Source organism: Curvibacter sp. GW821-FHT01G03 (genome assembly GCF_059422285.1).
The window spans coordinates 1-24,503 of sequence record NZ_JBWKWP010000036.1 but is presented as its reverse complement, the minus strand read 5'-3'; the positions used below and the strand labels follow the sequence as shown (position 1 = coordinate 24,503).

Annotated in this window: 27 protein-coding genes and 1 pseudogene; 18 read left to right on the top strand and 10 right to left on the bottom strand. The window is 66.6% G+C overall.

The annotated features are described in order from the left end of the window. Positions 1 to 83: 83 nt before the first annotated feature. Genes AC07VS_RS28600 through hpaR form a run of 3 tightly spaced genes read right to left on the bottom strand, consistent with a single transcriptional unit; the run spans position 84 to position 1,962 of the window. Entirely contained in the window at positions 84 to 860 is a 777-nt protein-coding gene (locus AC07VS_RS28600) for a fumarylacetoacetate hydrolase family protein (RefSeq protein WP_494752665.1), read from the bottom strand. After that, positions 857 to 1,501 carry a fumarylacetoacetate hydrolase family protein gene (locus AC07VS_RS28595; protein WP_494752664.1) on the bottom strand — a complete coding sequence of 215 codons (645 nt, stop codon included), beginning with the start codon at positions 1,499 to 1,501 and terminating at the stop codon, positions 857 to 859. The genes AC07VS_RS28600 and AC07VS_RS28595 overlap by 4 nt, the downstream gene beginning before the upstream one ends. Further along, the gene (gene hpaR / locus AC07VS_RS28590; protein WP_494658462.1) at positions 1,498 to 1,962 is read right to left on the bottom strand and encodes a homoprotocatechuate degradation operon regulator HpaR; all 465 of its coding nucleotides are present in this window, start codon (positions 1,960 to 1,962) and stop codon (positions 1,498 to 1,500) included. The genes AC07VS_RS28595 and hpaR overlap by 4 nt, the downstream gene beginning before the upstream one ends. Positions 1,963 to 2,152: 190 nt before the next feature. On the opposite strand from hpaR, the gene AC07VS_RS28585 reads away from it, so the two are divergent. From AC07VS_RS28585 to AC07VS_RS28575, 3 genes are all read left to right on the top strand, one after another. Then, positions 2,153 to 2,587: a GFA family protein gene (locus tag AC07VS_RS28585; protein ID WP_494752663.1), complete on the top strand. Its 435-nt coding sequence runs from the start codon at positions 2,153 to 2,155 to the stop codon at positions 2,585 to 2,587. A 135-nt stretch (positions 2,588 to 2,722) separates the two neighbouring features. Then, on the top strand, positions 2,723 to 3,871 hold the full coding sequence (locus AC07VS_RS28580; RefSeq protein ID WP_494658464.1) for a GGDEF domain-containing protein: 1,149 nt from the start codon (positions 2,723 to 2,725) through the stop codon (positions 3,869 to 3,871). 36 nt (positions 3,872 to 3,907) lie between these two features. Continuing rightward, positions 3,908 to 4,984 carry a threonine aldolase family protein gene (locus tag AC07VS_RS28575; RefSeq protein ID WP_494752662.1) on the top strand — a complete coding sequence of 359 codons (1,077 nt, stop codon included), beginning with the start codon at positions 3,908 to 3,910 and terminating at the stop codon, positions 4,982 to 4,984. A gap of 50 nt (positions 4,985 to 5,034) precedes the next feature. Here AC07VS_RS28575 and AC07VS_RS28570 read toward each other — a convergent pair whose 3' ends face one another. The 4 genes from AC07VS_RS28570 to AC07VS_RS28555 all read right to left on the bottom strand — a co-directional run bounded on the left by AC07VS_RS28570 (position 5,035) and on the right by AC07VS_RS28555 (position 8,226). After that, a complete protein-coding gene (locus AC07VS_RS28570) occupies positions 5,035 to 5,232 on the bottom strand; it encodes a hypothetical protein (protein ID WP_494658466.1) in 198 nt (65 codons plus the stop codon). Positions 5,233 to 5,949: 717 nt separating this feature from the next. Next, complete coding sequence (locus AC07VS_RS28565) at positions 5,950 to 6,774, bottom strand: DUF3037 domain-containing protein (RefSeq protein ID WP_494752661.1); 825 nt, start codon at positions 6,772 to 6,774, stop codon at positions 5,950 to 5,952. Positions 6,775 to 6,860: 86 nt separating this feature from the next. Next, a complete protein-coding gene (locus AC07VS_RS28560; RefSeq protein ID WP_494752660.1) occupies positions 6,861 to 7,511 on the bottom strand; it encodes a HipA family kinase in 651 nt (216 codons plus the stop codon). Between the two features lie 121 nt (positions 7,512 to 7,632). Next, positions 7,633 to 8,226, bottom strand: coding sequence for a hypothetical protein (locus tag AC07VS_RS28555; RefSeq protein ID WP_494752659.1), 594 nt, complete (start codon positions 8,224 to 8,226; stop codon positions 7,633 to 7,635). Positions 8,227 to 8,568: 342 nt separating this feature from the next. Between AC07VS_RS28555 and AC07VS_RS28550 the strand changes: the two genes are divergently transcribed. The 10 genes from AC07VS_RS28550 (at position 8,569) to AC07VS_RS28505 (ending at position 16,560) form a co-directional block, all read left to right on the top strand. Then, positions 8,569 to 8,757: a DUF4160 domain-containing protein gene (locus tag AC07VS_RS28550; RefSeq protein ID WP_494752658.1), complete on the top strand. Its 189-nt coding sequence runs from the start codon at positions 8,569 to 8,571 to the stop codon at positions 8,755 to 8,757. Then, positions 8,754 to 9,233, top strand: a complete 480-nt coding sequence (locus AC07VS_RS28545; RefSeq protein WP_492350109.1) for a DUF2442 domain-containing protein — start codon at positions 8,754 to 8,756, stop codon at positions 9,231 to 9,233. The genes AC07VS_RS28550 and AC07VS_RS28545 overlap by 4 nt, the downstream gene beginning before the upstream one ends. Before the next feature lie 104 nt (positions 9,234 to 9,337). Further along, on the top strand, positions 9,338 to 10,729 hold the full coding sequence (gene radA, locus AC07VS_RS28540) for a DNA repair protein RadA (protein ID WP_492350108.1): 1,392 nt from the start codon (positions 9,338 to 9,340) through the stop codon (positions 10,727 to 10,729). A gap of 95 nt (positions 10,730 to 10,824) precedes the next feature. After that, entirely contained in the window at positions 10,825 to 11,253 is a 429-nt protein-coding gene (locus AC07VS_RS28535; RefSeq protein ID WP_492350107.1) for a glycerate kinase, read from the top strand. Between the two features lie 80 nt (positions 11,254 to 11,333). Beyond that, a complete protein-coding gene (locus AC07VS_RS28530; protein ID WP_492350106.1) occupies positions 11,334 to 12,272 on the top strand; it encodes a branched-chain amino acid transaminase in 939 nt (312 codons plus the stop codon). A gap of 37 nt (positions 12,273 to 12,309) precedes the next feature. Continuing rightward, positions 12,310 to 12,516, top strand: coding sequence for a zinc-finger domain-containing protein (locus AC07VS_RS28525; RefSeq protein ID WP_492350105.1), 207 nt, complete (start codon positions 12,310 to 12,312; stop codon positions 12,514 to 12,516). Positions 12,517 to 12,556: 40 nt separating this feature from the next. Next, positions 12,557 to 13,444, top strand: coding sequence for a glycosyltransferase family 2 protein (locus AC07VS_RS28520; protein WP_492350104.1), 888 nt, complete (start codon positions 12,557 to 12,559; stop codon positions 13,442 to 13,444). Between the two features lie 28 nt (positions 13,445 to 13,472). Beyond that, a complete protein-coding gene (locus AC07VS_RS28515; protein WP_494752657.1) occupies positions 13,473 to 14,285 on the top strand; it encodes a glycosyltransferase family 2 protein in 813 nt (270 codons plus the stop codon). Positions 14,286 to 14,287: 2 nt separating this feature from the next. Continuing rightward, entirely contained in the window at positions 14,288 to 15,574 is a 1,287-nt protein-coding gene (locus tag AC07VS_RS28510; protein WP_494658470.1) for an O-antigen ligase family protein, read from the top strand. Positions 15,575 to 15,585: 11 nt separating this feature from the next. Beyond that, the gene (locus AC07VS_RS28505; protein WP_494752656.1) at positions 15,586 to 16,560 is read left to right on the top strand and encodes a glycosyltransferase; all 975 of its coding nucleotides are present in this window, start codon (positions 15,586 to 15,588) and stop codon (positions 16,558 to 16,560) included. 243 nt (positions 16,561 to 16,803) lie between these two features. On the opposite strand, the gene AC07VS_RS28500 is transcribed toward AC07VS_RS28505, so the two are convergent. Beyond that, a complete protein-coding gene (locus AC07VS_RS28500; protein ID WP_494752655.1) occupies positions 16,804 to 17,841 on the bottom strand; it encodes an NAD(P)H-dependent flavin oxidoreductase in 1,038 nt (345 codons plus the stop codon). A gap of 74 nt (positions 17,842 to 17,915) precedes the next feature. Here AC07VS_RS28500 and AC07VS_RS28495 point away from each other — a divergent pair, with 74 nt between their 5' ends. Then, positions 17,916 to 18,755 carry a LysR family transcriptional regulator gene (locus AC07VS_RS28495; RefSeq protein WP_494752654.1) on the top strand — a complete coding sequence of 280 codons (840 nt, stop codon included), beginning with the start codon at positions 17,916 to 17,918 and terminating at the stop codon, positions 18,753 to 18,755. A gap of 7 nt (positions 18,756 to 18,762) precedes the next feature. Here the strand turns inward: AC07VS_RS28495 and AC07VS_RS28490 are convergent, their stop codons facing one another. Further along, the gene (locus AC07VS_RS28490; RefSeq protein WP_494752653.1) at positions 18,763 to 19,635 is read right to left on the bottom strand and encodes a M48 family metallopeptidase; all 873 of its coding nucleotides are present in this window, start codon (positions 19,633 to 19,635) and stop codon (positions 18,763 to 18,765) included. Positions 19,636 to 19,678: 43 nt separating this feature from the next. On the opposite strand from AC07VS_RS28490, the gene AC07VS_RS28485 reads away from it, so the two are divergent. The 3 genes from AC07VS_RS28485 (at position 19,679) to AC07VS_RS28475 (ending at position 23,205) form a co-directional block, all read left to right on the top strand. Next, positions 19,679 to 21,037 (top strand): AmpG family muropeptide MFS transporter, encoded by a 1,359-nt coding sequence (locus AC07VS_RS28485; RefSeq protein ID WP_494752652.1) that lies wholly within the window; start codon positions 19,679 to 19,681, stop codon positions 21,035 to 21,037. Between the two features lie 111 nt (positions 21,038 to 21,148). Continuing rightward, on the top strand, positions 21,149 to 21,859 hold the full coding sequence (locus AC07VS_RS28480; RefSeq protein ID WP_494752651.1) for a response regulator: 711 nt from the start codon (positions 21,149 to 21,151) through the stop codon (positions 21,857 to 21,859). A 113-nt stretch (positions 21,860 to 21,972) separates the two neighbouring features. Beyond that, positions 21,973 to 23,205, top strand: a complete 1,233-nt coding sequence (locus tag AC07VS_RS28475) for a HAMP domain-containing sensor histidine kinase (RefSeq protein WP_494752666.1) — start codon at positions 21,973 to 21,975, stop codon at positions 23,203 to 23,205. A gap of 33 nt (positions 23,206 to 23,238) precedes the next feature. Here the strand turns inward: AC07VS_RS28475 and AC07VS_RS28470 are convergent, their stop codons facing one another. After that, entirely contained in the window at positions 23,239 to 23,877 is a 639-nt protein-coding gene (locus AC07VS_RS28470; protein ID WP_492350095.1) for an MBL fold metallo-hydrolase, read from the bottom strand. A 261-nt stretch (positions 23,878 to 24,138) separates the two neighbouring features. Between AC07VS_RS28470 and AC07VS_RS28465 the strand changes: the two are divergent. Further along, a pseudogene (locus AC07VS_RS28465) lies at positions 24,139 to 24,503 on the top strand (hypothetical protein); the annotation flags it as partial.

The following is a 24,503-nucleotide window of genomic DNA, read 5'->3' as shown; positions in this document are numbered from 1 at the left end:
AGTGGCGGGGTTGATGGTTTCGAAGTAGTCGCGGCCGGCGACGCTCTGGCCGTTGATCAGGTGCTGGATCTGTTGCATGGGGCTCAACCTTGTCGAATGAAGTTGTGGAGTTCGCCGATGGCTTCGATGGTGGTCACGATCTCGGCGCCTGGGGGGCAGTCGACCACCCCATCGGGGGTGCCCGTCAGGATCAGGTCGCCGGGCGAGAGCGTCATGAAGGCGCTGAAGTACTCGATCAGATAGGGCACGTCGAACACCATGTCGCGGGTGTTGCCGCGCTGGGTGATCTGGCCGTCCACCGTGGTCTGCAAGGCCAGGTTCATGGGGCCACCGGGGCGGGCGTGGATGTCGGCCGCGTCCACCAGCCAGGGGCCCAGCGGGGTGCAGGTGTCGCGGTTCTTCACGCGCAGGTTGGGGCGATACCAGTTCTCCAGGTAGTCGCGGATCGCGTAATCGTTGGCCACGGTGTAGCCCTGCACGTAGTCGTAGGCGTCGGCGCGCTTCACGTGGCGTGCCGTGCGGCCGATCACCACCGCCAGTTCGCATTCGTAGTGCATGAACTTGACGCCTGCCGGGCGCACGGTGTGCTGCCGGTGGCCGATCAGGCTGGCCTCGCCCTTGATGAAGGCCAGGGGCTCTTCGGGCGGCTTGAACGCCAGCTCTTTGGCGTGGTCGGCGTAGTTGAGCCCCAGCGCAAAGATGCTGCGCGTCCGCGACACCGGTGCCAGCGGCGGCAGCCATTGAACGGCCTCGAAGGGCACGCGCTGCCCCTCGTCCAGGCGCAGCGCGCCCTCGTCTTCCACTGCGTGCAGCGGGCCGCGCTCGGGGGCGTTGTTGAGCAGGATGCGGGTGTGCTTCATGCCAGGGCCTCGGTGCGGATGTGGTGGGTCAGGGGCGCCAGGCCCGGGGCGGTGAGCGTGACGGTGTCACCCGGCTGAAGCAGGGGGCGGTGGCCGTCGGGGCCGACATCGCAGCCCAGCATCAGCACATCGCCGGGGCGCAGCGTCATGAACGCGTTGACCTCGGCCAGCAGGGTGGCGGCCGGGCGCATCAGCTGCGACAGCGCCACCGTCTGGCGCAGGGCGCCGTTCACATGGACTTGCAACTGCAGCGCAGCCAGATCGGCGAGGGCGGTGAGCGGTACGGTCTGCCCGGGCGTGCCCAGAAAGCCGTCGCGGCAGCGGAACTTGACCGGCGGGCGAAAGTAGCTGGCATGGGGCAGGCTGAAGTCATTGAGCAGCGCAAAGGCCACCGGGCCCTGCTCGCCCATCACCAGGCCGATCGTGGCGCCGGCCTCCACGCCGGCCAACCCAGGGGGCAGGGCCACCTGGCCGCCGTCGGGGTTCCAGGTGTTGGCGGTCTTCACGTACAGCACCGGGGCTTGCGGCGGGGCCTTGTAGGGAGCCTCGTGCATGCGGGGCTGCCACTGCTCGTATTCGCGGCGGAAGTTCAGCAGCGCGCCATAGACGGTGCCTGCGGGTTGCCAGGGGGCGGGGCTCATGGTTGCTCCAGTTCGATCAGGGTGTCGAGCAGCTGGTAGAGCTGCAGCAGCTTGTCTTTGCCCAGGGTCTGTTCCATCCACTGGTAGTGGGCCTCGATGGTGAAAGACAGCGTCTCCACCAGGCGAAGGCCCTTGTCGGTGGCCTGCACCGCGGTGCGGCGGGCGTCGTCGGGGTCACGCTGGCGCTGGATCAGGCCGTCGCGCTCCATGCGCGTCAACACCCCGGTCAGGCTGGGCCCGAGGATGAAGGCCTCTCGCGCCACCCGCCCCGTCTCGACCACGCCATGCTCGCCCAGCACCCGCAGCACCCGCCATTGCTGGTCCGACAGTCCATGCTGGCGCAGGTTGGGCCGGGTGTGCGCCATCACCGCCTCGCGCGCCTGCAGCAACAGGCGCGGCAGGTTGCGGTGGGCAAACGGCTGGATCGTGGGCGGGACGGGGGGCAGGGGTGGGGGGCTCATTTATTTAACATGTTAAATGTTTGATGGATGAAGAGCCCCTGGTGAAAACCCCTGGACTCACGGCTGCGTTGCCCGATGCGGCCGAGCCTGGCGGGCAACTTGTGCGACAGTGCATGCCGCGGCGCCCAGCGCCTGCTGCCGCCGCCAGTCCATTCCACCCTCAGCCCGGAACAACGAGGAGCCCTGTCTCATGAGCGTGTCTTCTGCCCCCTACCTCGGCGGCTGCCTGTGCGGCCAAATCCGTTTTCGCATCGCGGCTGAACCCGGCGCCGCCCGCATCTGCTGGTGCCGCGACTGCCAGCGCATTGCCTCCAATGGCACCGCCAACGTGATGTTTGCCAGCGACGCCATGGAGATCAGCGGCAGCCCTGGCCGGTTTGACAAGCCGGCCGACAGTGGCAACACCGTCACGCGCCGTTTCTGCACCCACTGCGGCACCCAGTTGTTCTCAGACTCCAGCGGCCGTCCCGGCCTGACGGTGGTGCGCATTGGCACCCTGGACGAGCCCTCGCGCATCCAGCCCACCGCCAACATCTGGACTGCCAGTGCCCCTGCCTGGGCCTGCCTGGACGAGGCGCTGGAGGGGTTCAGTGCGGCGGTCCCAGCCGCCCCGGCGGGGCGCTGAGCCGCCCGCGCCACGCACCCCCCCCCAGGGCTGATGGCCCCGCACGACGCCCGGAGAGCGCCATCACTACACTGGGCGCTCGTCTTCTTTTTGTTTTTCAGGGCGGTCTCGGCCGCCTGACACCGCACCCGCCTCATGCTTGCCCTCGACATGCGCAGTTTCAACCTGCTGGCCGCCTTGCAGTGCGCGGTGCTGGGCCTGGTGCTGATGGGCATGCAGCGCAACTTTCCGTCGCGCATCCATGGCCTGCGGCTGTGGGCTGTGGCGGCCTTGCTGGCCCTGGGCTCGACCGTGTTCTATGGCTTGCTGGGCGTGCTGCCCGCCACCCTGGTCGGCCTGGCCGGCAATGGCCTGCTGCTGGCTTGCACCGTGTGCCTGTTGGCGGGCACACGCGATTTCTTCGGCCTGTCCTGGCGCTGGGGCCCCTGGGTGGCGCTGTGTGGCTTGTGCCTGTTCGGTCTGTGGGTGTTTTTTGACCTCTGGCCCGACTACCGGCCCCGCATGCTGATCTTCGGCCTGGTCATGGCCCTGATCTGCGCGGCCCACACCCGCACCTTGTACCGCCACGGTCGCGGCTTTGCCTCGCGGGTGATGATGATCGCCATGGCCTGGCAGACCCTGGTGCTGTTGGCCCGGGGTCTGTCCACCTACTGGGTGGATTTGCCCACCACCCAGCGCTTCGACCCCGGCTCACCCATCCACACCGTGTTCGTGGCCACCTTCAGTTTCACCATCCTGATGGTGCTGGTCGGCGCCCAGCTCATGGCCAGCGAACGGGTGCGGCAGGAGTTCGAGCACCTGGCCCGCCACGACGAGCTGACCCATCTGTTCAACCGCCGCGCCATCCTGGAGTTGGTGGGGCAGGAGCACGATCGTTTTCGGCGCCTGGGCCAACCCTATGCCCTGCTGCTGCTCGACCTCGACCACTTCAAACGCATCAACGACACCTTGGGCCACCAGGCCGGCGACCGCACCCTGCGCCGCGTGGCCGATGAGGTGCAGCAGGCGCTGCGCGCCACCGACCACCTGGGCCGCTATGGCGGCGAAGAGTTTCTGGCCCTGCTGCCCGCCAGCGACCCGGCCTCGGCCCACGCCCTGGCCGAACGCTTGCGCGCCCGCGTCGAGGCTCTGCCCCCGGGGCCCGACAACACCCCGGCCTGCAGCGTTTCGATCGGCATCGCCACCGTGCTGCCCACCGACACCGAGTGGGACACCGTGCTCACCCGTGCCGACCAGGCCCTGTACCTGGCCAAGGCGGCAGGGCGCAACCGGGTGGCTGCCTGAACCCTCCGATCCATCCTCGCATCACCCCCACAGCCCATGCCGACCCCCTATAGCTTTCTGGACGACTACAGCGAAGGCGCCCACCCCGAGATCCTGCGCGCCCTGGTCGAATCCAACCTCGTACAGCAAGCCCCCTACGGCACCGACACCTTCACCGCCGAGGCCATCGCCCGCATCCAGGCCCGCCTGGGCCCCGGCTTTGAGGGCGACATCCACTTTGTGGCCAGCGGCACCCTGGCCAACCTGGTTTCGATCGCGGCCTGCCTGCGCCCGCACGAGGCCGTCATCACCGCCCAATCGGGCCACATCGTGGGGCGCGAGGCCGGTGCCATCGAGGCCACCGGGCACAAGCTGATCACCGTGCCCGCGGTGGACGGCAAGCTCACCCCCGCCCACATCGAGAGCGCGCTGGCCGCCAACGCCCACTTCCCCCACATGGCCCGGCCCCGGCTGCTGTACCTGTCCAACGCCACCGAGATCGGCACCGTCTACACCCTGGCCGAGCTGCAAGCCCTCTCGGCCCTGGCCCGGCAGCGCGGCCTCATTCTTTTCGTCGACGGCGCGCGCCTGGGCGCCGCCCTGGCCTCGCCCCACAGCGATGTCACCCTGGCCGACATCGCCGCCCTGGCTGATCTGTTCTGGATCGGCGGCACCAAGGCCGGCGCCCTGCTGGGCGAGGCCATCGTGGTCTGCCACCCCGCGCTGAAGCCCGACTTCGCCATCCACATCAAGCAGCGCGGCGGCCTGTTGGCCAAGGGCCGGCTGCTGGGCACCCAGTTCAAGGTGCTGTTCGATCAAGCCGAGGGTGAAGGCGAGATCGACCTCTACACCGCGCTGGCCCGCCGAGCCAACGCCCTGGCCGCCCGACTGGCCGCCGGTATCGTCGCCCAGGGCTACGCCCTCTCGGCCCGGGTCGAGACCAACCAGGTCTTTCCCATCCTGCCCGATGCGCTCATCGCCCGGCTGCAAGAGCGCTTCTCGTTCCACACCTGGGGCCCTGCGGCCGAGCCGCAGCATTCGGTGATCCGGCTGGTCACCTCGTGGGCCACGGAGGAGGGGCAGGTGGCGGGGTTTTTGGAGGCCTTGGAGGCTTGGGGCGGGCGGGCCAGATAAGCTGTTGGGCCATCAAGCATCGCCCACAGCTTGCCACGGGGGCATCTCGGTCAGCAGGTAGCGCGGCCGCCCGTGGCCAGGGTGACCTGAATCTGGACGGCCTGGTTCAGGTGCTTGTTGAGCTCATCCACATCGTGCAAGTGTGAAGACATCCTGCTCCGGATGATCTCCTGAGCGTTGGCAAGCCGGAATTCAAAGCTGCGGCTGACGGGCAGCACGTCCACGAACTCGCCACGCAACAGCTCCATGCGCTCTTGCGGTTGGTCTGCGCCCAGGCGGGCCAGGCTGCGGTGGATGGGGTCGACCTCGGCGGGTTGGGCTTCTACCGACTGCGCAGTCGGGCCTCGTCGCTCATCCGCGTCAGTCTTGCCGTCAAAGGTGTTTTGGCCGGCATCCTGTGCACAGCCGCACGCTCGGCCGGCAGATGCAGGCGATCTTGCTCGTTCACGTGCATGCCTGCCTGACGGCAGAGGCGCACAAAGGCCGTCTTTGCAAATGATTGGCCGCAGAGCCTGAGCCGGGTCAGGGCGTAGCGACACGCAACTGGTTTCATACTGTCCTCCAAAGTTCGAGATAGGGGACCATGCCTAGGGGCATGACGGTCCTTGTGGAGGAAGGCCATCTAGCTTCAGTTGGGCGCTGCTTGCCCGGGTCAATGTCCGGTCTTGATCGGTGAGCCCGGTTCTGACGTGGTGCTTGGGCGGCAGAACATCGGGCTCAATGGGCGGGAGGCGTGTTCTATTGCCTCTCTGTGTGGGCATCAGGGTGATAGAAGCCGTTGACTCATTCTCGTGCTGGCTGTTTAGGGGCATGCCCGCCAGCGAATGGGGCAAATTGACCAGCAATGCAATATTCACGAATCACGAATACTGCCGATGGGCCTTATGTTGGCAAGGGGCCGCTGCAGCGGCTGCTCATCGCCAGGAGCATGCAATGGGCCGCACAACGATCACGCGGGCCTCCGTTCAAGCCAGTGCGAACTCTTCAATGCGGTGGCTGGCCTGTTCGTCTACCAAAATCACGCTTTCGGCCTGCAGATCACGTTGAATCTCGCTGAATGCAGCGTGGCGCTTGCCATCAGATTCCGGGGGGGTCGACACCGCAAACAAGACGTTTGGCGGCAAAAGGCTGTGCTTGCGCAGCAACCGAACCCGTTGAACCCAAGTCCCTCCGTGGTCATAGATGCCCATCGGCTCTCTTTGATTTAGATTGAAGGGCTTGATGATCTTGGAGATCTGCGTGCCCTGCCGCTGGACCAGGGGAAATCGCACGTACACATCCTGGTTGCCCACTTTCTCTGCCCGGAAAGGGCGCGGCAGCTCAAGCCCGCTGAGCAGCTGGCGAATGCGCTTTTCAATGGCTTGCTCGACATACTCTTGCGAGGCAAATGCGCGATCGACGTAGTGGTCAAATTGACGGGTCAGTTCAGCCGCTGGGTTGTCGGTCAGCACCACTTTGGTCGTGCTGAAGCGCACGATCGCTTCGCGTGGGTGGATCAGGCCGTCAAACACATGGCGAAGGTATTCCACCCGGCCAGATTCTGGTGCCGCTGCCACCACACCGGCAATGCGCTCCAACTCTGCCTTGATGAGTTGCATGGCGCGCAGGTACACATCCTTGGGCAACTCCTCGAAAAACCCCGTGATCCGCTTGTATCGACGGGTCTGCAGCTGAAACCCGAAGTATTGGGTACTGGGGCATATGAGCACCACCCCCACGTTCGCGAACTCACCTGTTTCGCTGTATGGCGTGAACTGAACCACGGCGTAGCGGCACGCAACTGGCTTCATACCGTCCTCCAAAGTTCAGAATCTGCAGCACATCGTGAAAGTACAGCCAAGGCACCTTTCAGGTCAAACTTGGCCGGAATGTCGAACTAAGAATTTTCCCACATCCACTCTTCCGGGGCCTGTTGGGTGGCTTGTGTGGCGGCAGGTAGTGCTTCGCATAGCCTTTGTTGATACTGAGCCATAGTGACCAAATCGCCGGTGAGCGGCTTCCATTGTCTAGAGAAGAGATGGCTTTCCAAAAAGCTATTTGAATCAAATGTGGGATCGAGCGCGTTGTTATGGTCGATCACCACAACCCCCTCCTGCATTGCATCCCACAGCAGGTTCGAGTTGCCTTTGACTCGGTCGGTGTTTCTGATCCACCAGTCGAAGACCAGGATATCCCGTTGTGCCGACTCTGGCACACGATCTGCGACACCCCATTCCAGCCACCCAGCGTTGGCGTGCTTGCGAGAGCCGAATGCGGGCAAATGCCCAATATCTTTTAGCTCACGTGGCAATTCCTGATGCAAGCATTCGTCAACCTGCACAAGCCTGAATGGCGGAATCGGCAGCCCGAAAGCCTGTGCAAGGTGCCCGCAAATCCACTCACGCCAAAGACTTGCCCTGTTGGTTTGTTGCCCTTTGACGTAATAAAGATGATCGTCTGCCCCTCGGCACAGATAAGGGCGTGCCTGCCCTTGTTCGCTGGAGCCTAGCACTTCAACAATCTGAACGATGGGAGCGTGATCTGGCATTGATTTACTCATCCCTTGGCACACAAGTCAGCATTTGCCTTGAATTTCGTCATCGAACTGTTGTGGGTTTGATGACGCAGGCAAGCCCCCTCGACGGGGACATTGCAGGTGAATTGTCATCCTAACGCGCCATGACCCACGTCTGCCGCGCACGCTCCCACAACGCCGCAGGTACCTCCTGCCCATACCAGTCCAGAAACCGCGCCCGGTGCGCCTGCCAGGGCTCGGCCAGTTGGGGGCGGGGGTCGTCGCTCAGGGCGTAGGCCATGCCTTCGATCAGCCACGTGGGCTTGAGCAACAGCAGCACTGATCCCAACTGCTCGGCCTGCAGCTGGTGGATCAGCTCGTGGCGCACATAGTGGGATTGCCAGGCCTTGGGCCCGATCACCGTGCCTAGGGTCCCCACCGTCACGGCAGACCGAGCCCCCAGGCCGAACTGCTCGGCACAGGTGGCTTGAGAGCAGAACACCAGCCGGGGCTGCGCCAGTTGCACCCCAAAGCGCTGCGCGATGAAATCACGGGCCTCGCGCTCCAGCTGCTGGGCTTGACCTAGGCGGGCTGCGTCGTCCACGCAGATCTGTGCCACACAGCTCACGTCGTTGAGCCCCGGCAGCGCCACGCGCACCGGCTTCACGATGAACCAGGCCAGCACTGGCAGCACCAGGATGAAGAGCAGCAGGCGCCGCAGCAGGGGGGTGAGGGTGGAGCGGGGCATGGCCTTGATTGTGTTTGAATCCTTGGCGCTAGGCCGCGACACGCGCCTTGATTGGCGCTTGGCCAGCAGGCTTCGCGCCGATGAGATCAGTGTTGACACGCCCTGGCGTTGTTGAACGCATGAAGACGTTCGTCAGTGGCCCCTGTCCATTCAGGGAGTGACAGATGCCCGTTGCGGAGCGGCTGCTCGATGACGGCTTCGACGTTCTGCTTTGGACCACCGGTCTGTTCAGGCGATGGATGCATCACGGTGCAGGTCTAGGGGCGGATAGGGTGCATTCATTGCACTCTTTCAATGTCATGCCTACACTGCTCCGTCTAGCCAATGGCAACGTGACGATGTATGCCGCCGACCACCCCCCCCCCTCATTTTCATGTTCGCGCTCGTGATGGGCGCGAAGCGTTGGTGGTGATCTCGACCTTGGCTGTCTTTTCGGGGCATCTGGGGCAGCGCGAGCTGTCTGATGCTCTGAAATGGGCGGCTGAACATCGACCCCTCTTGCTGACGCGCTGGAAGGAGCTGAATCCATGAGTCATCCGCACTTCACCTTGCAGTCGGTGCAGGTCATCCCCCCTCATGGCCTGCAATTGCACTATGCCGACGGTCAGATCCTGACCTTGGATCTGAGCCCGGTGATCCGTCGTTATCCCAGCCTGGCCGCCTTGCAGGATCCGGCGGTGTTTGCCACGGCCGGCCTCGGGGATTGGGGGGGTAGCGTGATCTGGGGCCCGGACGATGCGCTCGAGCTGGCGGCAGACAACCTGCGGGCCCGGGCGATCGAGCAGGCGGGTGAGGCCTCGCATGAGTTCATCATCGAATGGATGGAGCGTCACCATCTGACCCTGGACCAGGCGGCGCAGGCGCTGGGCCTGTCGCGCCGCATGCTGGCCTATTACCGCAGTGGCGCCAGGCCGGTGCCGCGCCACGTGGCGCTGGCCTGTGTGGGCTTTTCTGCGCAGGCTGCGGCCCCGGCCTCTTTCGGCCCCACCTTCGCCGCGGCGCTATGACGGGGCTGCAGGCCTGACTGGGGGCAGTTCCATCCGGGCCACTGACCCGCACAGGCCCTGCGCCAGCCGATATAGTGGCCGCCTGTTCTCCAAGCCCCCTCCCCATGTCCCGAGAAAAAACCGTCTATACCTGCACCGAATGCGGCGGCACCAGTGCCAAGTGGTTGGGCAAGTGCCCGCAGTGCAATGCCTGGAACACCCTGGTCGAGTCGGTGGCCGAGGGCTCGGGCGCGGCCAGCAAGAACCGGCTGAGCACGCCGTCCTACTCGGGCTATGCGGGCTTGGCGCAGGCGGTCACGCCGCTGTCGGCCATCGAGGCCACCGAGGTGGCGCGCACGCCCAGCGGGCTGGAGGAGCTGGACCGGGTGCTGGGGGGCGGCATCGTGGAGGGCGGGGTGGTGCTGATCGGGGGCGACCCGGGCATTGGCAAGTCGACCCTGTTGCTGCAGGCGCTCGATGCGCTGCAGCGCAGCGGGCTGGAGACCCTGTACGTGACCGGTGAGGAAAGCGGCGCCCAGGTGGCGCTGCGCTCGCGCCGCCTGGGCCTGGACAACAGCCAGGTCAAGGTGATGGCCGAGATCCAGCTCGAAAAAATCCTGGCCACGGTCGAGGCGCGCCAGCCGGCGGTGGCGGTGATCGACTCGATCCAGACCATTTACAGCGACCAGCTCAGCTCGGCGCCGGGCTCGGTGGCGCAGGTGCGCGAGTGTTCAGCCCACCTGACGCGCCTGGCCAAGGGCACAGGCATCGCCATCGTGCTGATCGGCCACGTCACCAAAGAGGGCGCGCTGGCCGGCCCGCGCGTGCTCGAGCACATGGTCGACACGGTGCTGTATTTCGAGGGCGACACCCATTCCACCCACCGCCTGGTGCGGGCCATCAAGAACCGCTTTGGCGCGGTCAACGAGATCGGCGTGTTTGCCATGACCGAGCGCGGCCTCAAGGGGGTGAGCAACCCCAGCGCGATCTTTTTGTCTCAGCACAGCCAGCCGGTGCCCGGCAGCTGTGTGCTGGTCACGCTGGAGGGCACGCGCCCGCTGCTGGTCGAGATCCAGGCCCTGGTCGACGGCGGCGGCCCCAGCCCGCGTCGCCTCAGCGTGGGCCTGGAGCGCGACCGCCTGGCCATGCTGCTGGCCGTGCTGCACCGCCATGCCGGCGTGGCCTGCATGGACCAGGACGTGTTCGTCAACGCCGTGGGCGGGGTGCGCATCAGCGAGCCGGCGGCCGACCTGGCGGTGCTGCTGGCCATCACCTCGTCCTTGCGCGGCAAGGCCTTGCCCAAGGGCTTTCTGGCCTTTGGCGAAGTGGGCCTGGCCGGTGAGGTCCGCCCCGCGCCGCGCGGCCAGGAGCGGCTCAAAGAGGCCGCCAAGCTGGGCTTCAGCGTGGCGGTGGTGCCGCGGGCCAATGCGCCCAAGAAGCCCATCGAGGGCCTGACCGTGCACGCGGTCGAGCGGGTGGACGAGGCCATCGACCTGATCCGCCGCGAGTTCGAGTGAGCCCGAGCCTGCCGGAGCCCGCCCAGCGCCGCCCAGGCTGGCGCTACGCACAAGCCACAAGGCCCCGGGGCCCACGCTCATAGGACAATGCGCGCATGAATTTCAAGAAAATCCTGGTGCCCGTGGGCGGCATCCTGCTGGTGGCGATGTCGTACCGGGCCTATGGCCTGGGGGGCGTGGCGGTGGCCCTGGGGGGCGTGGTGATGTGGGTGCTGATGCACTACACCCGCCTCATGCAGGTGCTCAAGCGGGCCAACAACAATCCCATCGGCTATGTGGGCAGCGCGGTGATGCTCAACGCCAAGCTGCGCCCTGGCGTGCCCATGCTGCACGTGCTGGCACTGACGCGGGCCCTGGGCGAGCAGCTCTCGGCCAAGGATGAGCAGCCCGAGGTTTTCCGCTGGACCGATGGCTCCAAATCCCATGTGACGGCCGAATTCCTCAATGGCCGGCTGGTGAAATGGACGCTGTACCGCCCCCCTGTGAGTGAGGACGACGATTCCGATGCCGCGCCGGCCCCTTAAAATCGGGTTTTGACCTGCCCGGCGGTGTGCCGTGGCGGGGTTTTCGCATCAGCACGGCAAACACCCAAGGACACCAGCGCATGAGCACACTCGCCCCTTCAATGGCCGACCGCGACGGCAAGATCTGGATGGATGGTCAGATGGTGGACTGGCGCGACGCCAAGATCCACGTCCTGACCCACACCCTGCACTACGGCTGTGGCGCCTTCGAGGGGGTGCGCGCCTACAACACGGTCAACGGCACGGCCATCTTCCGCCTGGAAGACCACACCGAGCGCCTGTTCAACAGCGCCAAGATCCTGCGCATGAAGCTGCCCTTCAGCAAGGAAGAAGTCAACGAAGCCCAGAAAGCTGTGGTGCGTGAAAACAAGCTTGAAAGCTGCTATCTGCGCCCATTGACCTGGATTGGCTCGCAAAAGCTGGGCGTCAGCCCCAAAGGCAACACCATCCACCTGATGGTGGCCGCCTGGGCCTGGGGTGCTTACCTGGGCGAAGAGGGCCTGAAGCGCGGCATCCGCGTCAAGACCTCCAGCTACACCCGCCACCACGTCAACATCACCATGACGCAGGCCAAGGCGGTGAGCAACTACAGCAACTCGATTCTGGCCAACATGGAAGCCACCGACGACGGCTACGACGAAGCCCTGTTGCTGGATTCCTCGGGTTTTGTGTCCGAAGGTGCGGGCGAGAACATCTTCATCGTGAAGAACGGCGTGATCTACACCCCCGACCTGTCGGCTGGTGCCCTGAACGGCATCACCCGCAACACCGTGTTCCACATTGCCAAGGACCTGGGCCTGGAGATCGTGCAAAAGCGCATCACCCGCGACGAGGTCTACATTGCCGACGAAGCCTTCTTCACCGGCACAGCCGCCGAGGTCACCCCGATCCGCGAACTGGACCGCATCGAGATCGGCATCGGCTCGCGCGGGCCCATCACTGAAAAAATCCAGTCGGCGTTCTTCGACATCGTGAACGGCCGCAACCCCCAATACGCCCACTGGCTGAGCCCGGTCTGAGCGTCATTGCATTTCCATATTCCAAACAAGGGACCCCATGAGTAGCGCTGCTGTTGAATTGCTGGCCAAGGACCTCAACGCCCAGGGGGGCGTGTTCTGCCCCAACCCCAAGGCCGACATGAAGCTGTGGAACAGCCATCCGAAGGTCTATCTGGACGTGGCCCGCACCGGTGAGGCCAAGTGCCCGTATTGCGGCACGGTGTACCGCCTGAAGGCGGGCGAAGTGGTGTCGCATCACCACTGATGCCCTGGCGGCCCGCGGGCCCCACACCCCATCGTCTGGCATGAGCGCCCCGGAAACCGAGCTGCTGCTCGATGACCTGCTGGCCCAGGTCACCGTGCTGGTGGTGACCTACAACAGTGGCCACTGCCTGCCGGTGCTGGGGCAGGCACTGGCACGCCTGCCGCACGTCATCGTGGTGGACAACGCCAGCCAGGACGACACGCCCACCCAGGTGGCGCGCTGCCTGCCGGCGGCGCGCCTGCTGCGGCTGGAGGCCAACAAGGGCTATGGCGTGGCCAACAACGCCGGCCTGGCCCAGGTGGCCACGCCCTATGCGCTGCTGCTGAACCCCGACTGCGTGCTCACCCCCGAGGCGATTGGCGCACTGGTGCGTGCCGCACGGCAATGGCCCGAGGCCAGCGTGCTGGTGCCGCAGCTGACCGACAGCGACGGCCGCCTGCAGGTCAACTACAGCTGGCCGCGCCACGCCTGGAAGCCCCGCACCGGTGCCGCCGAAGGCCCGCTGGCCGTGGGCTATGCCTGTGCCGCCGTGATGCTGCTGAACATGGCGGCCATGGCCCCGGTGGGTTTTTTCGACCCCCGATTTTTCCTGTACTACGAGGACGAGGACCTGTGCCTGCGCGTGTTCCAGCGCCAGGGCCAGATCCTGGTGCTGCCCGACATCCGCGTCACCCACCTGTCGCGTGGCTCGGTGCGCGGGCCGCGGCCCTGGCGCTCGGAGTACTGGCGCGGCTACCACCATGCGCAGTCCAAGATCCGCTTCATGGCCAAGCACCTGGGGGCGGTGGCGGGGCGCCGGGCGCATCGGCGCCTGATGGCGTCGGCGGCCTTGAACGTGCTGGCCCGCGCCTTGCTGCTGTCGCCCAAGCACCTGGCGCGCGCCTGGGGCCGCCTGCGCGGCGTGTGGCAATTGCCGCCGCAGGCCTGAGGCCGTTCCCACTTTTCTTGAACCCACCATGTCGCAATCTTCCCCTGCTGTGCGTGCCGATCGGCCGACCCTGACCATCGGCGTACTGACCAAGAACGAGGCGCACCGCATCGAGAACTGCCTGCGCAGCGCTGCCTTTGCCGACCAGGTGGTGGTGGTGGACAGCGGCAGCACCGACGACACCGTGGCCATCGCCCGGCGCCTGGGCGCCGAGGTGCACCTGTACCCCGACTGGCAGGGCTTTGCCGTGCAGCGCACCCGGCTGCTGGCGCATGCCACGGGCGATTACCTGTTCTACCTGGACGCTGACGAAGTGGTCACGCCCGCGCTGCAGGCCGAGATCGAAGCCGCGGTGCGCTCCAATGAGCGCGCGGTGTGGCAGATCGAGTGGAGCGTGGTGGCCTACGGCCGCGAGCTCAAGCACTTTCTGTCGCAGTCGCGCCTGGACCGCATGTTCCGGCGCGACATGATCGAACGCTTTGACGGGGTGGTGCACGAGCACGCCGTGCTGCGCGATGGCGGCCAGCCCCTGCCGCGCCACGCCTTCAAGGCCAAGCTGTTGCATTACTCGCGCGAGACGGTGCGCGGCAGCCTGGAAAAACTCACCCAGTATTCGATGCTGGGCGCCGCCAAGCGGGCCGCCGCCGGCAAGCGCGGGGGGGTGTTGCGTGGCATGGCCTCGGCCTTTGCCATCTTCTTGCGCCTGTATGTGTTCCGCCTGGGCTTCATGGGGGGCGGGCCGGGCTTTCTGTTTTGTTTCTTCATCGCCCTGGAGTGCTTCTTCCGCTATGCCGCGCTGTATTACGACCGCGACAGCCTGAGCCAATCGGTGGGGCGTTGAGCATGAACCAGGCGTCTCCCCACCCCGGTCGGCCTTCGCCGATCGAGGCGATGGCCCGGCAGGTCTGCACTCTGGCGGCCTTTTTGCTGCCGGCGCTGTCGCTGTGCCTGCCCAGCGGGTATTCGTGGGGGGCCGGCCTGTTGTTGCTGGCCGCCTTGGCCACCGCACCACGCTGGTGGTGCCAGCCACTGCATTGGCCGCGGGCCCGCTGGCTGGTGGGGGTGTTGCTGTTCGTGGGCATCGACTGGTTGATCGATGCGCTCATCAGTCAGGGCAGCTGGCGCAGCCTGGACAAGCCCCTCAAATACTTTCTGGCCTTGCCCTGTCTGTTTTTTGCGCTGCGCTTTCCGCCACGACCACGCGCCCTCTGGGCCGGCCTGGCCGTGGGGGCCAGCCTCAGTGGCGCGGTCGCGCTCTATCAATATGGGGTGCAGGGTGAGTGGCGGGCCGAAGGCTTCACCAATGCCATCCAGTACGGCAATCTGAGCCTGCTGATGGCCATGATGTGCCTGGTGGGGGCGGTCACCTGGCAACCCGGACCACGGGCTGGGCTGTGGCGGGCAGGACTGAGCCTGGGCGTGGGGCTGGGGCTGACCGCTTCGCTGCTGTCGCAGTCGCGCGGAGGTTGGCTGGCGTTGGCCTTTGCCTTGCCGGCTCTGGTGAGCCTGCTGCGGGGCCGTGTGCCAGGCCGGCGCCTGTTGGGTGCCCTGGCCGCGCTGGCTGTGTGCCTGGGCGTGCTGGTGACGGCCATGGGGCCCACGCTCAAGCAACGCCTGGAGCAGGCTGTCAGCGAGGCGCGTCAGTACGAGGAATTGGGCACCTCCGAGAACTCGGTGGGCCAGCGGCTGGCGCACTGGCGCCTGGCCTGGAACATGGGCCTGCAAAAGCCCTTGCTGGGGTGGACCCTGGCCGGCTATGTGGAAGAGAAAAAGCGCCTGGTCGCTGCCGGCCAGGCCCCGGCCGAGGTGCTGAAGTACGGCCATGCCCACAACGAGTTCCTGGACGTGTTTGCCAAGCGCGGCCTGCTGGGCCTGTCTTCGGTGCTGGCGCTGTACGGCGTGGTGCTGTGGCTGTTCTGGCCGCGGGCCGGCTGCCGTTTGCCGCCCGAACGCCACGCGCTGCAGCTGGCGGGCCTGATGCTGCCTTTGTGCTACCTGGGCTTTGGCCTGACCCAGGCCTTTTTGGGGCACAACAGCGGCACCATGTTCTACCTGTTCGTGAGCCTGCTGCTGTACGCCGCACTGCAGGCGCCCCCTGAAAACGAGGCCGCACCCGCGGCCCTGGCCTGAGGACGCCCGCCATGCATGTGCTGCTGGTCAACCATGCGCCGATCCCGGTGTTTGCCTATGGCGGCACCGAGCGCGTGATCTGGGACTTGGGCCGTGCCCTGGTGCAGAGGGGGCACCGGGTCAGCTACCTGGTGCCCGAGGGCTCGCACTGCGACTTTGCCCAGGTGCTGCCCATCCGCCCAGGCCTGTCCTGGGCCGAGCAGGTGCCGGCCGACGTGGACGTGGTGCATTTCCAGTTCAACCCGAAAGAGGACATCGGTCGGCCGTTTCTGGTGACCGAGCATGGCAACGGGCGTGATCCTGATCCGCTGGCGCTCAACACGGTGTTTGTCTCGCGCAACCATGCCGAGCGCCACGGCAGCCAGCGCTTTGTGCACAACGGGCTGGATTGGCAGGCCTATGGCCCGGTCGATTTCGAGCGGGCGCGCGGCCACCACCACTTTCTGGGCAAGGCGGCCTGGCGCGTCAAGAACGTCAAGGGTGCCATCCGCGTCGCCGCCCTGGCCGGGGTGGAGCTGGACGTGTTGGGTGGCACGCGGTTGAACCTGCGCCGCGGGTTTCGCTTCACCTGGTCGCCACGGGTGCATTTTTTCGGCATGGTGGGTGGTCAGCAGAAATTCGATCTGCTCAATGCGTCAAAAGGGCTGATCCTGCCGGTGCGCTGGCACGAACCCTTTGGCCTGGCGGTGATCGAGAGCCTGTACTTTGGCTGCCCGGTGTTTGCCACCCCCTATGGCGCGCTGCCCGAGCTGGTGCCCGAGGGCGGTGGCTGCCTCAGCAGCAGCGCTCGCGAGCTGGCCGATGCGGTGCGCGCCTGGCAGGGTGACCGCCGCGCCTGCCACGCCCATGTGCTGGAGCGCTTCAGCGCCAGCGCCATGGCGCTGGGCTATCTGCAATGCTATGAGCAGGTGCTGGCCGGCGAGTCTTTGAATGCGCAGCGCCCGCACATGGCGGGCTCGGCCTTCGATCAGCCTTGGGTGGAATAGGGCCCCCACGCTCCCTCACTGCGTGTCTTTGCCTGGTGCGGCCGCGAGACGCGGACGCTCTTCACCCTGTCCAGCCCTGCGCAGGCAGGCCTGGAGCCGCAGGGCTCAGCCCCCCAAGGGGGTGGCAGCCCGCCTTGGGGCGGCCCGGCGCCGGCCTGACTTCTTCGTTTGAGGCCAGCTGAATTCAAAGGCTCGCCGCGGATGCTCTTTGCCCTGTCCAGCCCTGCGCGGGCGGGTCAACGCTCAGATGTTGTGCAGCCTGAGTGCCTGCTCGGCCATGCGCTGCAGCAGTTCGGCGGCAGGCGGGCAGTCGTGGATCAGGCCCACGGCCTCGCCCACGGTGGCGTGGGCGGCATTGAAGTCCCCTGCGGCCACGCCTTGGTCGTAGGTGGCCCGGGCCGCGGCCGGGTCGGCACGAAGCGCCTCGATGCGTGATTCCCACTGCCGGTGCAGCGGGTTGCGCAGGGCGCGAAAGTCATAGGGCGCGGGCCAGTTCTTGCGGCGCAGGATGTCAAACACCTCGGAGCGTGCCGTGCCGTCGCCCGTGCTGGTCTGCGCCTGGGCCTTGGCGCCGGCGGGGGCCAGGCTTTCGGCGCTGGCCCACAGGCGTGAGCCCACCAGGGCACCGTCTGCCCCCAGCGCCAGGGCGGCGGCCAGGCCGCGGCCATCGGCCACGCCGCCGGCGGCCAGCAGCAGGGTGGCGGGTGAATGCGCGGCCAGCCAGTCGGCCAGTTCAGGCACCAGGGTGAAGGTGGCACGCCCATTGAGCGAGTTCATGCCGTGGCCACCGGCCTCGGCGCCCTGTGCCACGATGACTTCGGCGCCGGCCTCCAGCGCCTGGGGCACCTGCTCCAGCCGCTGCACCTGGCAGATCAGGGGGATGCGGCGGGCCTGCAGGCGTGCGGCATAGGGACGCGGGTCGCCAAAGGACAGCATCAGGGCCCGGGGCAGGGCCTCGTCGGCCTGGTCCAGCAGCCAGTCCAGGGCCGAGGCGTCTTCATCGAGCTTCCAGGTGATGAAACCGCAACCGATGCGCGCTCGGGTGGGCGCCGTGGCGCCCAATTGCAGGGCCAGTGTGTATTCGCGCCGGGTCCAGTCCAGGTCGCCGTAGCCGCCACCCACCAGGCCCAGGGCACCGACCTGGGCGCAGGCCGCGCTCAGGCCGCCGCCCGAAGCCAGGGCCATGGGGGCCAGGGCCACCGGCAGGCGCAGGCCGAAGCGTTGGCTGAAACGGGTGCTCAACGCATCCGTCGGGAAGGGGGTGGAGGCAGCGGTGTTCATGGGGGCATTCTCGGTGGCGTGACAAATCGGGTCCAACGAATAAAAATGATCAAAACCATCGATTTAAGCGAACCATGGACTTTGCCGATCTGCAGACCTTCCGAGCCGTCGTCGACCATGGCGGCGTCACCGCCGCCGCCAGCCGCCTGCACCGGGTGCAGTCCAGCATTTCGGCGCGGCTGGGCGCGCTGGAGCGTGACTTGGGCTGTGCCTTGTTCGAGCGCACGGGCCGACGCCTGCAGCTCACGCCCGAGGGGCGGCACCTGTACGAACGCAGCGCTGCCCTGGTGCGTGACATGAGCGCCTTGCGCCAGGAGCTGGCCGGCACCGGCCAGGGGGCGGTGCTGCGCATCGGTTCGATGGAGAGCACGGCGGCCGTGCGCCTGGCGCCCGTGCTGGCGCGCCTGCGCGAGCAGCAGCCCGGCATGCGGCTGGCGGTGCGCACCGGCACCACCGGGGCCATGTTGCAGGCCCTGGAGCAGCACGAGGTGGATGCCGCCCTGGTGGCCGGCCCGGCCGACCGGCCCGCCTTGCAGTGGCAGCCGGTCTACCGCGAAGACATGGTGCTGATCGCGCCCAGCGGGGGGGCCTTGGACCAGTCCACCTCCTTGGTCACCTTCAGCACCGGTTGTGCTTACCGCGACGTGGCCTTGGATTGGGCCCAGGCCCAGGGGCGGTCGGTGAGTGCCGGCATCGAGATCGGCTCTTACCACGCCCTGGTGGCGGCGGTGTCGGCCGGCATGGGCATGGGCCTGGTACCGGCCGCGGTGCTGCGGTGCCTGGACCAGCGCGGCCTGCAGGTGCAGGCCCTGCCCGAGCCCTGGGCGCAGCAGACCACCTGGCTGGTGACCCGGCGGGGCCACCCTTCGGCGGCCTTGCGGGCCCTGGCCGAGGCGCTGCCCGAGGGGGCTTGAGCTCAGATCAGCGCTTTTGGCTGGCCTCGTACAGCGGCATGACCTTGGGCAGGTTGCGCTCGATGTCGGCGATGCGGGTCTTGCCCGAGGGGTGGGTGGAGAGGAACTGCGGCGGCGCGCCCTTGCTGGCGGCGCCCATCTTCTCCCACAGGGTGACGCCGGCGCGCGGGTCGAAGCCGGCCCGTGCCGCCAGCTCCATGCCCACCAGATCGGCCTCGGACTCGTCCTCGCGGCTGAATTCCAGGGTCAGCAACTGGGCACCGTACTGCGTCAAGGTCTGGCCCACCTGGCCAAAGCCCAGCACCTGGCTGAGCACGTTCACCCCGATGTTGGTGGCCGCCGATTTGCCCATGCGTTCGCGCGCGTGCTCGCGCAGCGCGTGGGCAATTTCGTGGCCCATCACCATGGCCACCTCGTCGTCAGTCAGCTTGAGCTGGTCCAGGATGCCGGTGTAGAAGGCGATCTTGCCGCCGGGCATGCAAAACGCGTTGATCTGCTTCGAGCCGATCAGGTTGACCTCCCAGCGCCACTCGCGCGCGCGCGGGTTCCAGGCATAGCTGAAAGGGATGATGCGGCGCGCGATGTTGCGCAGGCGCAGCACCTGGGGGTGGTTGTCGCTGCCCAGCGCGTTCTTGGCCTGGGCCTCGCGCAGCATCTGGCCGTACTGCTGCACGGCGGCCTGCTCGACCTGGCTGGCCGACACCAGGCCGGTGAAGGCCGAGTTTTTGCCCACGGAGTCACCCACGCCCTGGGCCTGCGCGGGGGCGGCCATTCCCACGGACAGGGCCAGTGCCAGGACCAGGACCAGGGTGGACAACAGGGCAGGGCGGTGCCGGCGTGCCGGGCAAGGGGAGAGACGAGGCAGTGCGCGCGCAAGCATGGGCAAGGGATGTGTGCAGTGGACCAGCGCTTATTATTCCCGCATGAACCAAGCCAGCGCCAGCCCCGAGCCCACCCCCCGCAAGTCATGGCTGGAGACCCTGAAGGTCTACCTGGAGCCCGCCAGCTTGCGCATGCTGGCGCTGGGCTTTGCGGCCGGCCTGCCCCTGCTGCTGGTGCTGGGCACCCTGAGCTTTCGCCTGCGCGAGGCAGGGGTCGATCGCACCACCATCGGCTACCTGTCCTGGGTGGGCCTGGCCTATGCCTTCAAGTGGGCCTGGGCGCCGCTGGTGGACCGCATGCCCTTGCCCGGCCTCACGCACTGGCTGGGGCGCCGCCGCGGCTGGCTGTTGCTGTCGCAGTTGGCGGTCATGGGCGGCCTGGCCGGCATGGCGCTGACCGATCCGCAGCAGGACCTGCATGCCCTGGTCGTCTTTGCCCTGGTGGTGGCCTTCGGCTCGGCCACCCAGGACATCGCACTGGATGCCTTCCGCATCGAATCGGCCCCCAGCAATGAGCAGGCGGTGCTGGCGGCCTCCTACCAGACCGGTTACCGGCTGGCCATGATCTGGGCCGGTGCCGGCGTGCTGTGGGTGGCGGCACGGGCCGAGGCGCCGGGTGCCGACGCCTACCAGCACCTGGCCTGGCAGCGTGCCTACCTGGTGATGGCCGCCTCGATGGCGGTGGGCCTGATCACCGTGCTGCTGTCGGCCGAGCCGGTGCGCACCGCCTTGCCGCCGGCGCGCAATGCCCTGGAGTGGCTGCGCGGTGCGCTGGTCGACCCGTTCGCCGATTTTCTGCGCCGCTACCGCTGGCAGGCCGTGCTGATCCTGGGCCTGATCTCGATCTACCGCATCAGCGATGTGGTGATGGGCATCATGGCCAACCCCTTCTATGTGGACATGGGTTTCACCAAGGACGAGGTGGCGGCCGTCACCAAGGTCTATGGCGTGGTGATGACCCTGGCCGGGGCCTTCATCGGTGGCGCCCTGTCGCTGCGCCTGGGCGTGATGCGGGTGTTGATGCTGGGGGCCGTGCTCAGTGCGGCCAGCAACCTGCTGTTTGCCTGGCTGGGCACGCGTGGGCACGACGTGACGGGCCTGGTCTTCGTGGTGTCGGCCGACAACCTGGCCGGGGGCATTGCTTCGGCCGCTTTCATCGCCTACCTGTCCTCGCTGACCAACATCAGTTACTCGGCCACCCAGTACGCGCTGTTCAGCTCGATCATGCTGCTGCTGCCCAAATGGCTGGCCGGCTTTTCGGGGCGCTATGTCGACAGCTTCGGCTATGGCTCTTTCTTCACCAGCACCGCCTTGCTGGGGGTGCCGGTGCTGCTGCTGGTGGCGCTGGCGTCGCGCATCCCGATCCAGAGTCCCCAGAGTCCCCAGGGGGCTCGGGGCTGAATCCGTGTCTGCTGCCTGTGATGTTCTGTTTACTTTTCTTTACGGTCACTTCAATCGCCGCGTACAAGAAAAATTGATGATCTGTCAAGAAACTTTACACCGAAGCCTTGCATGAACACCCAGCTCCTGATGATTGAAGACGATGCCCGCCTGGCCCAGATGGTCGGCGAATACCTGGGCCAGTCCGGCTTTGCGGTCAGCCATGCCGCCACCGGTCATGCCGGTCTGGAGCAGTTGCAAAGCCAGGTCAGCAGCCCCGACCTGGTGGTGCTGGACCTGATGCTGCCCGACCTGGACGGCCTGGAGATCTGCCGCCGCATCCGTTCGCTGCAAGGGCCGCAGGCCCAGACCCCGATCCTGATGCTGACGGCCAAGGGCGACCCCATGGACCGCATCATCGGGCTGGAGCTGGGCGCCGACGACTACCTGCCCAAGCCTTTCGAGCCGCGCGAACTGCTGGCGCGCATCCGTGCCATCCTGCGCCGCAAGGGCGACCAGCCTGGCGCACCCTCGCAGGTGATGCGTTTCGGCTCGCTGGAGATCGACCGCGACGCGCGCAGCGTCACCGTGGCGGGCGAATCCTGCGAGCTGACCTCTTACCAGTTCGATCTGCTGATCACGCTGGCCGAGCGTGCCGGCCGGGTGCTGACCCGCGACCAGATCATGGAAGCGGTGCGCGGCCGCGAGCTGGAAGCCTTTGATCGCTCCATCGACGTGCACATGGGGCGCATCCGCCTGGCCATCGAGGCCGATCCCAAGTCGCCCAAGCGCATCCTCACCGTGCGGGGTGTCGGCTACGTCTTTGCCAAGCAACAGGACTGATCTTGTCCACACCTCCACCCCTGGCGGCTTCGCCCAGTGCCTTCACCGGCTCCCCTTTGCAGCGCCTGACCCGGCGCTTGTATGTCCGCATCTGGCTGGCTGTGTTGCTGGCCATGGCCTTGCTTACCCTGGGCGTGGCCTGGGCCTGGCGTGTGACGACCGAGCCGCCGCTGTTGGAGGCCGTGGTGCGCAATGCCGCTGGCGAGGTGGTGGGCGCGGGGGCGCTGCGCCGCCATGGCCCCCACCCCGATGGGCGCGAGCCGCCGCCCGGTGAACCCGGCCCGCATTCGCCCGACGGGCTGCGCCCGCCGCCGCCCGGTGGCCCGGGCGCCGGGCCGGCCGATGGGGAAGGCCCTCCACGCGGCGACGGTCCGCCACTGGAAGCGGTGCGTCATGGCCCGGAGTTCGTGGTCACCATGCACAACGGCGAGGTGCTCAATGTGCACCTGCCGCGCCCGCCGCGCAATTTCTGGAGCCGCCCGCCCTTCGGCTTTTTCTGGACCCTGGGACTGGCCGCGGTGGCCGTGGCCCTGGCCACCTACCCCATCATCCGCAAGCTGACCCGGCGCTTGGAGCAATTGCAGCGCGGCGTGGAACGCTGGGGCGACGGCGACCTGTCGGTGCGTGTTCCAGTCAAGGGGCATGACGAAGTGGCCTACCTGGCGGGGCGCTTCAACCTGGCCGCCGAGCGCATCGAAACCCTGATGCAGTCGCACAAGAAGCTGCTGGCCAATGCCTCACACGAGCTGCGTTCGCCGCTGGCGCGCATCCGCATGGGGGTGGAGTTGCTGGGTGAACAGGCGTCGCCGGCTTTTCGTGACGAGATCAAGCGCAACATCGGCGAGCTGGATCAACTGATCGACGAGATCCTGCTGGCCAGCCGGCTCGACGCCAGTGAGGCCGACATGGGCACGCTGGAGAAGGTCGACCTGATCGGTCTGGCTGCGGAAGAGGCGTCGCGCGTGGATGCGGATCTGGAGGCCGCCGAGGACAGCGGTGAACTGGTGGTCAACGGGGTGTCCAGGCTGATGCGGCGTGCCGTGCGCAACCTGCTCGAGAACGCGCGCCGCTACGGCCGTGGCGACATCTCGGTGCACCTGTCACGCCAAGGCCCGATGATTTTGCTGGCCGTGTGCGACCGGGGCCCGGGCGTACCGCCCGAGCAGCGCGAGCGCATCTTCGAGCCCTTCTACCGCCTGCCCGGCGCGAGCGAGCGCGAAGGCGGCGTGGGCCTAGGGCTGGCGCTGGTCAAGTCGATTGCCGAGCGCCACGGCGGCACCGTGCACTGCGAAGACCGCGAGGGCGGTGGGGCCCGCTTTGTGCTGACCCTGCCCAGCGCGGGCTGATCCCGGCCCCTGCCTGGGGGCAGGTCGGGGCTCTCAGGTCCCCCCGACGTAGGGGTTGCTCTGGCGTTCGCGCCCGAAAGTGCTCTCGGGCCCATGCCCGGGGATGAACACCGTGTCGTCACCCATGGGCCACAGACGCTGGGTGATGCTGTCTATCAACTGCTGGTGGTTGCCCTGCGGAAAGTCGGTGCGCCCGATGCTGCCGGCAAACAGCACATCGCCCACGAAGGCCCGTTTGATTTCGGGCGAGTAGAACACCACATGGCCCGGCGTGTGCCCCGGGCAGTGCCGCACCTGCAGCGTGTGGCGCCCGATCTGCACCGTGTCGCCGTCGGCCAGCCAGCGCGTGGGCGTGAAGGCCTCGGCCACCGGGAAGCCGAACATGCGGCTTTGCTCGGGCAGGCCATCAATCCAGAACTGATCGCCCGGATGCGGCCCGACGATGGGCAGCTGCAGTCGCCGGGCCAGCTCGCCGGTGCCGCCGGCATGGTCGATGTGGGCATGGGTCAGCCAGATCTGCTCCAGCTTCAGGCCCAGGCGCTCGACTTCGGCCAGCAAACGGTCCAGATCGCCACCCGGGTCGATCACAGCGGCCTGCCGGGTTTCATCGCACCAGACCAGGGAGCAGTTCTGCTGAAAGGCGGTGACGGGGAGGGTGAGGTAGTGGAGCATGGCTTGCAAATGTTCTTTCCGAACAAAGTCTTAAAAACCTAAACAAACATTCAAAGAGGCTCTGCCAACGCGATTGGGGGACAGAAACATAGTCTCAAAAAATGAAGGGAGCGTCGCCAGGAGTACAAGTTCAGCCGCCGCACAGCGGCGCCGTTTGACCATCCTCGTCCAAGTCTCAGGGTCGTGAAGCTGGCTGCTGAACTAATGATCGCTTCATAGTTCGCCCAGTTACTATACAAATCTACTATTTGTGTAGTAACCATGCGCTTGCTATCCGCTGATCTGTCACTTGGCGCGCAGACTTCTTACGCCGAGCTCTACGACATGGCCCATGGCCTTGAGAGCGCCAGATTCGCCACCCTGCGCGGTTCCTTCCACCGTCGGCAGATCAAGAGCAAGCCCTACGTCTACTTCAATTTCCGAGATGTCGATGGTCGCGGATGCTCGACATACGTTGGGCCCGCGAATGGGCGCGTGCAACGCCTCATCGACAGTTTCAATAGTGCCCAAGCTCATGATGGCCTCAAGGCGCTGACTCAGCGAGCTCAGGCATGTATGGCGTTAGGCTGCGACGGCACGATGGACGACGTTGTTGAACTTCACGTTGTCGATGCAGTATTCACTCT